A 12827-nucleotide genomic window follows, 5' to 3' on the forward strand; every position below is an offset into this window, starting at 1 on the left:
TGCCGGAAGGCGTTGAAATGGTAATGCCGGGCGACAACATCAAAATGGTTGTTACCCTGATCCACCCGATCGCGATGGACGACGGCTTGCGTTTCGCAATCCGTGAAGGCGGCCGTACCGTTGGTGCAGGTGTTGTTGCCAAAGTTATGGCTTAATCGCCGATAAATTTGACTCAACATGTAGTAAAAGGGCATCATTTGATGCCCTTTTACTACGCTGCCCTCAGTAGAACCTATCTCATCACGGATTGTGGCGTATAATCCTGCTAATCTGTGGTGAGATAGGCTCTGTAGATTACAGCGTAAATGCCGAGTTTCGCTGCGAGCGAAACATCATGTTGGTTTGGTTTGCTCTGCGTTGCGGGGCAAGGTTATTTGTCTGATTCATGAGTGACAGGTTGGTTTATGAGTGCAAATACCGAGACCCAGGGTAGTGGGCGTGGCCTGGAAGTGATCAAGTGGCTGGTTGTGGCGGCTTTACTCGTTGTTGCCATAGTGGGTAATTATTACTACCGCGGGTACAGTCTGCCGCTTCGCGCATTGGCCGTTGTTATCCTGATTGCTGCCGCAGGCGGTGTTGCACTGTTAACCGCCAAAGGCAAAGCAACGGTGACCTTTGCCCGCGAAGCGCGCACTGAAGTCCGTAAAGTGATTTGGCCAACCCGCCAGGAAACGCTGCATACCACGTTGATCGTTGCCGCGGTAACTGCCGTGATGTCACTGATTCTGTGGGGGCTGGATGGTATTCTGGTCCGTTTGATATCATTTATCACAGGCCTGAGGTTCTAAGATGTCTGAAGCTCCAAAAAAACGGTGGTACGTCGTTCAGGCGTTTTCCGGCTTTGAAGGCCGCGTTGCACAATCGCTGCGCGAGCACATCAAATTGCACAACATGGAAGAGTTGTTTGGCGACGTCATGGTGCCGACCGAGGAAGTGGTTGAGATTCGTGGCGGTCAACGTCGTAAAAGCGAACGCAAATTCTTCCCTGGCTACGTGTTAGTACAGATGGTAATGGAAGACGCCAGCTGGCACTTGGTGCGTAGCGTTCCGCGTGTGATGGGCTTTATCGGCGGTACGTCCGATCGTCCTGCGCCTATCAGTGACAAAGAAGTTGACGCTATCATGAACCGCCTGCAACAGGTGGGTGATAAACCGCGTCCGAAAACGCTGTTCGAACCGGGCGAAATGGTGCGCGTCAACGACGGCCCGTTTGCCGATTTCAACGGTGTGGTGGAAGAAGTGGATTACGAGAAAAGCCGCCTGAAAGTGTCGGTCTCCATCTTCGGACGTGCTACGCCCGTTGAGCTGGATTTCGGCCAGGTGGAAAAGGGCTGATATAGCCTGGCGTTCGTAAAGAAATTCTTGTATCTGGCGCGAAATTAATCTATTATTTCGCGCCTTTTGTTTTTAGGTGCTATGGCATCTGAAAAAATCAAAAATCACGGGGAGCCTTTTTAAGGCGCTATTACCCATTAGAGGAAAGTTAAATGGCCAAGAAAGTACAAGCCTACGTCAAGCTGCAAGTTGCAGCTGGTATGGCTAACCCGAGCCCGCCGGTTGGTCCTGCTCTGGGTCAGCAAGGTGTGAATATCATGGAATTCTGTAAGGCATTCAATGCTAAAACAGAAAGCCTGGAAAAAGGTCTGCCGATTCCGGTTGTGATCACCGTTTACTCCGACCGTTCCTTCACCTTCGTTACCAAAACGCCTCCGGCAGCAGTTCTGCTGAAGAAAGCGGCTGGTATCAAGTCTGGTTCTGGCAAGCCGAACAAAGACAAAGTAGGTAAAGTGACCCACGCTCAGGTTATGGAAATTGCCCAGACCAAAGCGGCGGACATGACGGGTGCCGACGTGGACGCTATGGCGCGTTCCATCGCGGGTACTGCTCGTTCCATGGGCCTGGTAGTGGAGGACTAAGAGATGGCTAAGCTGACCAAGCGCATGCGCGTGATCCGTGAGAAAGTTGATGTTACCAAACAATATGACATCAACGAAGCTGTAGCCCTGCTCAAAGAGCTGGCCACTGCTAAGTTTGTTGAAAGCGTTGACGTTGCCGTAAACCTGGGCATCGACGCACGTAAATCTGACCAGAACGTTCGTGGCGCAACTGTACTGCCGCACGGTACTGGCCGTTCCGTTCGCGTTGCCGTATTTACCCAAGGCGCAAACGCTGAAGCTGCTAAAGCAGCTGGCGCAGAGCTGGTAGGTATGGAAGATCTGGCTGACCAGATCAAGAAAGGCGAAATGAACTTTGACGTGGTTATTGCTTCTCCGGATGCAATGCGCGTTGTTGGCCAGTTGGGTCAGGTTCTGGGTCCGCGTGGCCTGATGCCGAACCCGAAAGTCGGTACTGTAACGCCGAACGTTGCTGAAGCGGTTAAAAACGCGAAAGCCGGTCAGGTTCGTTACCGTAACGACAAAAACGGCATCATCCACACCACCATCGGTAAGGTTGATTTCGACGCTGACAAACTGAAAGAAAACCTGGAAGCTTTGCTGATTGCGCTGAAAAAAGCCAAACCAGCTCAAGCGAAAGGCGTGTACGTCAAGAAAGTTAGCATCTCCACCACCATGGGTGCTGGTGTTGCCGTTGATCAGAGTGGCCTGAACGCGGTCGCTAACTGATAGCTTTACCTGGGCGAAAGATGTACGTATAACCTTACGCCCATTGTCCTTAAATGGACGAAACAGATTTTTTCGGTTGGAGCCTGGCCTGATCCAGGCCTCCGTCCAAGACCGCAGGTGCTTCAACGTTTTCGGGTTTGCCTGAAGAAAGAGACGCTTAATTTTCCTGCGTAGACGGTGACAGAGCCTAAAGAAAATTTTCTTTTACTGGATTCTGCTCACCGTGTTTTGAAGCCTGTTTTCCATGTGGTTGCAGGTGAAGTGAGTTCCGGAAATGTATTCCGGCTATATCCAGGAGCACAAGCTAATGGCATTAAATCTTCAAGACAAACAAGCGATTGTTGCTGAAGTCAGCGAAGTGGCCAAAGGCGCGCTGTCTGCGGTTGTTGCGGATTCTCGTGGCGTAACCGTAGATAAAATGACTGAACTGCGTAAAGCAGGTCGTGAAGCTGGCGTATACATGCGTGTTGTTCGCAACACCCTGCTGCGTCGCGTCGTTGAAGGCACTCAGTTCGAATGCCTGAAAGACACGTTTGTTGGTCCGACCTTGATTGCATATTCTATGGAACACCCGGGCGCTGCTGCTCGTCTGTTCAAAGAGTTCGCGAAAGCGAATGCAAAATTCGAGGTTAAAGCTGCGGCCTTTGAAGGTGAGTTGATTCCGGCGGCTCAAATTGACCGTCTGGCAACGCTGCCGACTTACGAAGAAGCAATTGCACGCCTGATGGCGACCATGAAAGAAGCCTCCGCAGGCAAACTGGTCCGCACTCTGGCAGCTGTTCGCGATCAGAAAGAAGCGGCGTAATCGCCCTTTTCCTGTTTTCGCATTTGCTTACGTATAAACTATTTCTGATTGTTAGGAACAATTGTCATGTCTATCACTAAAGATCAAATTATCGAAGCAGTTGCCGCTATGTCCGTAATGGACGTTGTTGAGCTGATCTCTGCTATGGAAGAAAAATTCGGCGTTTCTGCTGCCGCTGCTGTAGCTGTTGCTGCTGCTGGCCCGGTTGAAGCTGCTGAAGAGAAAACTGAATTCGACGTTATCCTGAAAGCTATCGGCGCTAACAAAGTTGCCGTAATTAAAGCTGTTCGTGGCGCAACTGGCCTGGGTCTGAAAGAAGCGAAAGACCTGGTTGAGTCTGCACCTGCTGCGCTGAAAGAAGGCGTGAGCAAAGATGACGCTGAAGCTCTGAAGAAATCTCTGGAAGAAGCTGGCGCTGAAGTTGAAGTTAAATAAGCCAACCCTTCCGGTTGCAGCCTGAGTTTTCAGGCTGATGGCTGGTGACTTTTTGGTCACCAGCCTTTTTGCGCTGTAGGGCATCTGTGGTGTTTCGCACCGTTTGGCCACGGATTATCCCAATATTTTTTTCTATCGACGCCTTAATATACTGCTTTCCAGCCTGGGTTCCCTGCCGGTGCAAAAGCAATGAAATGATTTAAGAGTGATAGAAAGACGTATTAACGAAGGGCGGATTGCCTTTCGATCAACAAAATCGTGTAGCAATGAACCGTCCTGTCAAGACGAGCAAGTGGTTCTTACTTTTCAGCGAGCTGAGGAACCCCATGGTTTACTCCTATACCGAGAAAAAACGCATTCGTAAGGATTTTGGTAAACGTCCGCAAGTGTTGGACATACCTTATCTCCTTTCTATCCAGCTTGACTCGTTTCAGAAGTTCATCGAGCAAGATCCGGAAGGCCAGTACGGTCTGGAAGCCGCATTCCGTTCCGTATTCCCAATTTCAAGCTACAGCGGTAGCTCTGAGCTGCAATACGTAAGCTACCGTTTGGGTGAGCCCGTATTTGACGTCAAAGAGTGTCAGATTCGCGGGGTGACCTTCTCAGCACCGCTGCGCGTCAAGCTGCGTCTGGTGATCTACGAGCGCGAAGCGCCGGAAGGCACCGTAAAAGACATTAAAGAACAAGAAGTGTACATGGGCGAAATTCCGCTCATGACCGAAAACGGGACCTTTGTTATCAACGGTACTGAGCGCGTTATCGTTTCTCAGTTGCACCGTAGTCCGGGCGTGTTCTTTGACAGCGACAAGGGTAAAACACACTTCTCCGGTAAAGTGCTGTATAACGCACGTATCATCCCTTACCGTGGTTCCTGGCTGGATTTCGAGTTCGACCCGAAAGATAACCTGTTTGTGCGTATCGACCGTCGCCGTAAGCTGCCTGCGACCATCATTTTGCGCGCGCTGGGCTTCTCGGCTGAAGAAATCCTGGACTTGTTCTTCGACAAAATTGTCTACGAGATCAACGGCAACAAGTTGCAAATGGATCTGGTGCCTGAGCGCCTGCGCGGTGAAACCGCCTCGTTCGACATCGAAGCCAATGGCAAAGTGTACGTTGAAAAAGGCCGCCGTATCACCGCGCGTCACATTCGCCAGTTGGAAAAAGACAGCGTAGAACGCATTGAAGTACCGGTCGAATACATCGCCGGGAAAGTGCTGGCGAAAGATTACGTAGACGCGAGCACCGGCGAACTGATCGGTGTGGCGAACATTGAGCTGTCGCTGGATCTGCTGGCTAAACTGAGCCAGGCAGGCCATAAGCGCATTGAGACCCTGTTCACCAACGATCTGGATCACGGCCCGTATATCTCCGAAACGCTGCGTGTAGACCCGACCAACGATCGCCTGAGCGCGCTGGTTGAAATCTATCGCATGATGCGTCCGGGCGAGCCGCCGACACGTGAAGCGGCAGAAACGCTGTTTGAGAACCTGTTCTTCTCTGAAGATCGTTACGATCTGTCCGCTGTGGGCCGCATGAAGTTTAACCGCTCCCTGCTGCGCGATGAGATTGAAGGTTCCGGTATCCTGAGCAAAGACGACATCATTCAGGTGATGAAGAAGCTCATCGATATCCGTAACGGTTCCGGTGAAGTCGATGATATCGATCACCTGGGCAACCGTCGTATCCGTTCCGTGGGAGAAATGGCGGAAAACCAATTCCGCGTTGGCCTGGTGCGCGTAGAGCGTGCGGTGAAAGAGCGTCTGTCCCTGGGCGATCTGGATACCCTGATGCCGCAGGACATGATCAACGCCAAGCCGATTTCGGCGGCGGTGAAAGAGTTCTTCGGTTCCAGCCAGCTGTCCCAGTTTATGGACCAGAACAACCCGCTGTCCGAAATTACGCACAAACGCCGTATCTCCGCGTTGGGCCCAGGCGGTCTGACCCGTGAACGTGCTGGCTTTGAAGTGCGTGACGTACACCCGACCCACTATGGTCGCGTATGTCCTATCGAAACGCCGGAAGGTCCGAACATCGGTCTTATCAACTCGCTGTCCGTGTACGCGCAGACCAACGAATACGGTTTCCTTGAAACCCCGTATCGTCTGGTGCGTGACGGTGTGGTAACAGATGAAATCCATTACCTGTCCGCGATTGAAGAAGGCAACTACGTTATTGCACAGGCGAACACCAACCTCGACGAAGAAGGGCATTTCGTTGACGATCTGGTGACCTGCCGTAGCAAAGGCGAATCCAGTTTGTTCAGCCGCGATCAGGTTGACTACATGGACGTTTCCACCCAGCAGGTGGTTTCCGTCGGTGCATCTCTGATCCCGTTCCTGGAACACGATGACGCCAACCGCGCCCTGATGGGTGCGAACATGCAACGTCAGGCTGTACCGACCCTGCGCGCTGACAAGCCGTTGGTAGGTACTGGTATGGAACGCGCTGTGGCCGTTGACTCCGGTGTAACTGCCGTTGCCAAACGCGGCGGTACCGTGCAGTACGTCGACGCATCCCGTATCGTTATCAAAGTTAACGAAGACGAGATGTATCCGGGCGAAGCGGGCATCGACATCTACAACCTGACCAAATACACCCGTTCCAACCAGAACACCTGTATCAACCAGATGCCGTGTGTGTCTCTGGGTGAGCCGGTTGAACGTGGTGATGTGCTGGCTGACGGCCCGTCTACCGATCTGGGTGAACTGGCGCTGGGTCAGAACATGCGCGTCGCGTTCATGCCTTGGAACGGTTACAACTTCGAAGACTCCATCCTCGTGTCCGAGCGTGTGGTGCAGGAAGACCGTTTCACCTCTATCCACATTCAGGAACTGGCGTGTGTGTCTCGTGACACCAAGCTGGGGCCAGAAGAGATCACTGCCGACATCCCGAACGTGGGTGAAGCTGCGCTCTCCAAACTGGATGAGTCCGGTATCGTGTATATCGGTGCTGAAGTAACGGGCGGCGACATTCTGGTCGGTAAAGTGACGCCGAAAGGCGAAACCCAACTGACGCCGGAAGAGAAACTGCTGCGCGCAATCTTCGGTGAAAAAGCGTCTGATGTTAAAGACTCTTCCCTGCGTGTGCCGAACGGTGTATCCGGTACGGTTATCGACGTTCAGGTCTTCACCCGCGATGGCGTGGAAAAAGACAAACGTGCTCTGGAAATCGAAGAGATGCAACTGAAGCAGGCCAAAAAAGACCTGACGGAAGAATTGCAGATCCTCGAAGCCGGTCTGTTTGCCCGTATTCACGCCGTGCTGGTCTCCGGCGGCGTGGAAGCAGACAAGCTGGACAAGCTGCCGCGTGAGCGTTGGTTGGAACTGGGTCTGACTGATGAAGAGAAACAGAATCAGTTGGAACAGCTGGCCGAGCAGTACGACGAGCTGAAACACGAATTCGAGAAAAAACTCGAAGCGAAGCGCCGCAAGATCACGCAAGGCGACGATCTGGCTCCGGGCGTCCTGAAGATCGTCAAGGTGTATCTGGCTGTTAAACGTCAGATTCAACCGGGTGACAAGATGGCAGGCCGTCACGGTAACAAGGGTGTTATCTCCAAGATCAACCCGATCGAGGACATGCCTTACGATGAGAACGGTACGCCGGTCGATATCGTATTGAACCCGCTGGGCGTTCCATCGCGTATGAACATCGGTCAGATTCTGGAAACCCACTTGGGTATGGCGGCTAAAGGTATCGGCGAGAAGATCAACGCCATGCTGAAACGTCAGGAAGAAGTGGCTAAACTGCGCGAATTCATCCAGAAAGCCTACGATCTGGGCAACGACGTGCGTCAAAAAGTCGACCTGAACACCTTCACTGATGATGAAGTGTTGCGTCTGGCGGACAACCTGAAGAAAGGGATGCCGCTGGCAACGCCAGTGTTCGACGGTGCCAAAGAGTCCGAGATCAAAGAACTGCTGACGCTGGGTGGTCTGCCGACCTCCGGTCAGATCACGCTGTTCGATGGTCGTACCGGTGAACAGTTTGAGCGTTCAGTAACCGTCGGTTACATGTACATGCTGAAACTGAACCACTTGGTTGACGACAAGATGCACGCGCGTTCTACCGGTTCTTACAGCCTGGTAACCCAGCAGCCGTTGGGTGGTAAAGCCCAGTTCGGTGGTCAACGCTTCGGTGAGATGGAAGTGTGGGCGCTGGAAGCGTATGGCGCAGCTTATACCCTTCAGGAAATGCTGACGGTGAAATCCGATGACGTCAACGGCCGTACCAAGATGTATAAAAACATCGTGGATGGCGACCATCGTATGGAACCGGGCATGCCGGAGTCCTTCAACGTACTGTTGAAAGAAATCCGCTCGCTGGGTATCAACATCGAGCTGGAAGAAGGTTAATCCTGCTCGCTGGTACGCTTTGCTCGTGTAAAGGAGTGCCTGAGCTTCAGCTCAGGCATCCAACAGGTCTAACTCCGACGGGAGCCAATCCGTGAAAGACTTATTAAAGTTTCTGAAAGCGCAAACCAAGACCGAAGAGTTTGATGCGATCAAAATTGCGCTGGCATCGCCAGACATGATTCGTTCCTGGTCTTTCGGTGAAGTTAAAAAGCCGGAAACCATTAACTACCGTACGTTCAAACCTGAACGTGACGGTCTGTTCTGCGCCCGTATCTTCGGGCCAGTGAAAGACTATGAGTGCCTGTGCGGTAAGTACAAGCGCTTGAAACACCGTGGCGTTATCTGTGAGAAATGCGGCGTTGAAGTGACCCAAACCAAAGTGCGCCGTGAGCGCATGGGCCACATCGAGCTGGCGTCTCCGACTGCGCACATCTGGTTCCTGAAATCGCTGCCGTCCCGTATCGGCTTGCTGCTGGATATGCCACTGCGCGATATCGAACGCGTGCTGTACTTCGAATCCTATGTGGTGATTGAAGGCGGCATGACCAACCTGGAAAAACGTCAGATCCTGACTGAAGAGCAGTATCTGGACGCGTTGGAAGAGTTCGGTGACGAATTCGACGCCAAGATGGGTGCCGAAGCGATCCAGGCCCTGCTGAAAAACATGGATCTGGAACAGGAATGCGAACAGCTGCGCGAAGAGTTGAATGAAACCAACTCTGAAACCAAGCGTAAAAAGCTGACCAAGCGCATCAAGCTGCTGGAAGCGTTCGTACAGTCTGGCAACAAGCCGGAGTGGATGATCCTGACCGTGCTGCCTGTGTTGCCGCCGGATCTGCGTCCGTTGGTTCCGCTGGACGGTGGTCGTTTCGCAACCTCAGATCTGAACGATCTGTATCGTCGCGTGATCAACCGTAACAACCGTTTGAAACGTCTGCTGGATCTGGCTGCGCCGGATATCATCGTACGTAACGAAAAACGTATGCTGCAAGAAGCGGTAGATGCCCTGCTGGATAACGGTCGTCGCGGTCGTGCGATCACCGGTTCCAACAAGCGTCCGCTGAAATCTTTGGCCGACATGATCAAAGGTAAGCAGGGTCGTTTCCGTCAGAACTTGCTCGGTAAGCGCGTGGACTACTCCGGTCGTTCCGTTATTACCGTAGGTCCGTACCTGCGTTTGCACCAGTGCGGTCTGCCGAAGAAAATGGCACTCGAACTGTTCAAACCGTTCATCTACGGCAAGCTGGAACTGCGTGGTCTTGCTACCACCATCAAAGCCGCCAAGAAAATGGTTGAGCGTGAAGAAGCCGTGGTTTGGGATATCCTGGATGAAGTTATCCGCGAACACCCGGTACTGCTGAACCGTGCGCCGACCCTGCACCGTTTGGGTATCCAGGCGTTCGAACCGGTTCTGATCGAAGGTAAAGCCATTCAGCTGCACCCGTTGGTGTGTGCGGCGTATAACGCCGACTTCGACGGTGACCAGATGGCTGTTCACGTACCGCTGACGCTGGAAGCCCAGTTGGAAGCGCGTGCGCTGATGATGTCGACCAACAACATTCTGTCTCCGGCGAACGGCGAACCTATCATCGTTCCGTCTCAGGACGTGGTATTGGGTCTGTACTACATGACCCGTGACTGTGTTAACGCCAAAGGCGAAGGCATGGTGCTGACCGGTCCGAAAGAAGCAGAACGTATCTACCGTGCGGGTCTGGCCTCGCTGCATGCGCGCGTTAAAGTGCGTATCACCGAGCATGAGAAGAATGCGCAGGGTGAGTGGGTGGCTAAAACCAGCCTGATCGACACCACTGTGGGCCGTTCCATCCTGTGGATGATCGTGCCGAAAGGTCTGCCGTACTCTATCGTTAACCAGGCGCTGGGTAAAAAAGCCATCTCCAAGATGCTCAATACCTGTTACCGCGTGCTGGGGCTTAAGCCGACCGTTATCTTCGCTGACCAGATCATGTACACCGGTTTCGCCTATGCAGCGCGTTCCGGTTCTTCTGTTGGTATCGACGATATGGTCATCCCGGCGAAGAAAGTGGAAATCATCAACGAAGCGGAAGCCGAAGTTGCTGAAATCCAGGAACAGTTCCAGTCTGGTCTGGTAACCGCCGGCGAACGTTACAACAAAGTCATCGACATTTGGGCCGCTGCTAACGAGCGCGTGGCCAAAGCGATGATGGAAAACCTCTCGACCGAAACCGTTATCAACCGTGATGGCGAAGAAGAGCGTCAGGTTTCCTTTAACAGCATCTTTATGATGGCCGACTCCGGTGCGCGTGGTTCTGCGGCACAGATTCGTCAGTTGGCCGGTATGCGTGGTCTGATGGCGAAGCCGGATGGCTCCATCATCGAAACGCCGATCACCGCGAACTTCCGTGAGGGTCTGAACGTACTCCAGTACTTCATCTCCACGCACGGTGCGCGTAAAGGTTTGGCGGATACCGCGTTGAAGACAGCGAACTCCGGTTACCTGACCCGTCGTTTGGTTGACGTGGCACAGGATCTGGTAGTGACCGAGGACGATTGCGGCACGCACGAAGGCATCATGATGACTCCGGTTATCGAAGGTGGCGACGTTAAAGAGCCGCTGCGTGAGCGCGTTCTGGGTCGTGTAACGGCTGAAGACGTTCTGAAGCCGGGCACTGCTGACATTCTGGTGGCGCGTAACACGCTGCTGGACGAACAATGGTGTGACCTGCTGGAAGAAAATTCCGTCGACGCCGTTAAAGTTCGCTCTGTGGTAAGTTGTGAAACCGACTTCGGCGTGTGCGCCAAGTGCTACGGTCGCGACTTGGCACGTGGTCACATAATCAACAAAGGTGAGGCCATCGGGGTTATCGCAGCACAGTCCATCGGTGAACCGGGTACTCAGCTGACCATGCGTACGTTCCACATCGGTGGTGCGGCATCGCGTGCGGCGGCTGAATCCAGCATTCAGGTGAAAAACAAAGGTAGCCTGAAACTGTCCAACGCCAAGTTCGTTAAGAACGCAGCGGGCAAGCTGGTTATCACCTCGCGTAACACCGAGCTGAAACTGATCGACGAATTCGGTCGTACCAAAGAAAGCTACAAAGTGCCATACGGTGCGGTAATGGGCAAAGGCAACGGTGATGAAGTGACCGGCGGTGAAACCGTCGCAAACTGGGATCCGCATACCATGCCAGTTATCACCGAAGTGGGCGGTAGCATTCGCTTCACCGACATGATCGACGGCCAGACGATTACTCGTCAGACTGACGAACTGACCGGTCTGTCTTCCATCGTGGTTCTGGACAGTGCAGAACGTACCGGTGGTGGTAAAGATCTGCGTCCGGCACTGAAAATCGTGGATGCCAAAGGTAACGATGTATTGATCCCGGGCACCGACATGCCGGCACAGTACTTCCTGCCGGGCAAAGCGATCGTTCAGTTGGAAGATGGCTCTCAGATCGGTGCGGGTGACACCCTGGCTCGTATTCCGCAGGAATCCGGCGGTACCAAGGACATCACCGGTGGTCTGCCGCGCGTTGCCGACCTGTTCGAAGCGCGTCGTCCGAAAGAACCGGCTATCCTGGCTGAAATCACCGGTATCATTTCCTTCGGTAAAGAGACCAAAGGCAAACGTCGTCTGGTGATCTCTCCGTTGGATGGCAGCGATGCTTACGAAGAGATGATCCCGAAATGGCGTCAGCTCAACGTGTTTGAAGGTGAACGCGTAGAACGTGGCGATGTGGTTTCTGACGGTCCGGAATCGGCGCACGATATTCTGCGTTTGCGTGGTGTGCATGCGGTAACCCGTTACATCACCAACGAAGTGCAGGAAGTTTACCGTCTGCAAGGCGTTAAGATTAACGATAAACACATCGAAGTTATCGTTCGTCAGATGCTGCGTAAAGGGACCATTGCCAGCGCGGATAGCTCCGAGTTCCTGGAAGGCGAGCAGGCAGAAGTGTCGCGCATCAAGATCGCCAACCGTCAGTTGGAAGCGGATGGCAAGATCCCGGCTACGTACCACCGTGACCTGCTGGGTATCACCAAGGCATCTCTGGCAACCGAATCCTTCATCTCTGCGGCATCGTTCCAGGAAACGACGCGCGTGTTGACGGAAGCGGCCGTTGCGGGTAAACGCGACGAACTGCGCGGTCTGAAAGAGAACGTCATCGTGGGTCGTCTGATCCCGGCCGGTACCGGTTATGCGTACCACCAGGATCGCATGCGTCGCCGTCATGCGGGCGAAGTGCCAGCAGTCGCTCCGGTGAGTGCTGATGAAGCTTCTGCAAACCTGGCTGAACTGCTGAACGCAGGCTTTGGTAGCAGCGACGACGAATAAGCTATCTACCGATAACGCTTAAACGTCTAAACCCCGGTCCGTTGGCCGGGGTTTTTTTTATCTCTCAGCCTGCGAGCACACAGAAAAAAAGCAGACTTGCTCCCCTTCGTCACGCATACTTCTTAATCATACTTTTGTAACCATGATATGAATTTCTTCTGAGTAATATTTAGGGCCTGTCATCAAATAAGCCAGACGATGGAAGCTGCCAGATGGATAGCGCCCAGAAAGTTAATAGCGGTCTTGTCGTAACGAGTGGCAATAGCGCGATACTGCTTCAGTCGGGCAAAGAA

The 12827-nt window shown here is 53.2% G+C and carries 9 protein-coding genes and 1 pseudogene; 9 read left to right on the forward strand and 1 reads right to left on the reverse strand.

All coding sequences use genetic code 11. The annotated features are described in order from the left end of the window. The 9 genes and pseudogenes from tuf to rpoC all read left to right on the forward strand — a co-directional run. A pseudogene (gene tuf / locus ACTBDZ_RS09830) lies at positions 1–155 on the forward strand (elongation factor Tu); the annotation flags it as partial. Positions 156–404: 249 nt separating this feature from the next. Further along, the gene (gene secE, locus ACTBDZ_RS09835) at positions 405–788 is read left to right on the forward strand and encodes a preprotein translocase subunit SecE (protein WP_222158936.1); all 384 of its coding nucleotides are present in this window, start codon (positions 405–407) and stop codon (positions 786–788) included. Between the two features lies 1 nt (position 789). Beyond that, complete coding sequence (gene nusG / locus ACTBDZ_RS09840) at positions 790–1335, forward strand: transcription termination/antitermination protein NusG (RefSeq protein ID WP_222158935.1); 546 nt, start codon at positions 790–792, stop codon at positions 1333–1335. A gap of 152 nt (positions 1336–1487) precedes the next feature. Next, on the forward strand, positions 1488–1916 hold the full coding sequence (rplK, locus tag ACTBDZ_RS09845; RefSeq protein WP_438815174.1) for a 50S ribosomal protein L11: 429 nt from the start codon (positions 1488–1490) through the stop codon (positions 1914–1916). 3 nt (positions 1917–1919) lie between these two features. After that, positions 1920–2624: a 50S ribosomal protein L1 gene (gene rplA / locus ACTBDZ_RS09850; protein ID WP_438815175.1), complete on the forward strand. Its 705-nt coding sequence runs from the start codon at positions 1920–1922 to the stop codon at positions 2622–2624. A gap of 307 nt (positions 2625–2931) precedes the next feature. Beyond that, on the forward strand, positions 2932–3429 hold the full coding sequence (gene rplJ, locus ACTBDZ_RS09855) for a 50S ribosomal protein L10 (RefSeq protein WP_012882962.1): 498 nt from the start codon (positions 2932–2934) through the stop codon (positions 3427–3429). Positions 3430–3495: 66 nt separating this feature from the next. Further along, on the forward strand, positions 3496–3864 hold the full coding sequence (gene rplL, locus ACTBDZ_RS09860) for a 50S ribosomal protein L7/L12 (protein WP_438815176.1): 369 nt from the start codon (positions 3496–3498) through the stop codon (positions 3862–3864). Between the two features lie 326 nt (positions 3865–4190). Continuing rightward, positions 4191–8219, forward strand: coding sequence for a DNA-directed RNA polymerase subunit beta (gene rpoB / locus ACTBDZ_RS09865; protein WP_438815177.1), 4029 nt, complete (start codon positions 4191–4193; stop codon positions 8217–8219). Between the two features lie 91 nt (positions 8220–8310). Next, positions 8311–12534, forward strand: a complete 4224-nt coding sequence (gene rpoC / locus ACTBDZ_RS09870; RefSeq protein WP_438815178.1) for a DNA-directed RNA polymerase subunit beta' — start codon at positions 8311–8313, stop codon at positions 12532–12534. Between the two features lie 182 nt (positions 12535–12716). Here rpoC and ACTBDZ_RS09875 read toward each other — a convergent pair. After that, the coding region (locus tag ACTBDZ_RS09875) for a transposase (RefSeq protein ID WP_438815179.1) at positions 12717–12827 on the reverse strand (111 nt) is incomplete at its 5' end.

The sequence above is a fragment of the Symbiopectobacterium sp. genome, assembly GCF_051710365.1.
In the GTDB taxonomy this organism is placed as follows: Bacteria; Pseudomonadota; Gammaproteobacteria; order Enterobacterales; family Enterobacteriaceae; genus Symbiopectobacterium.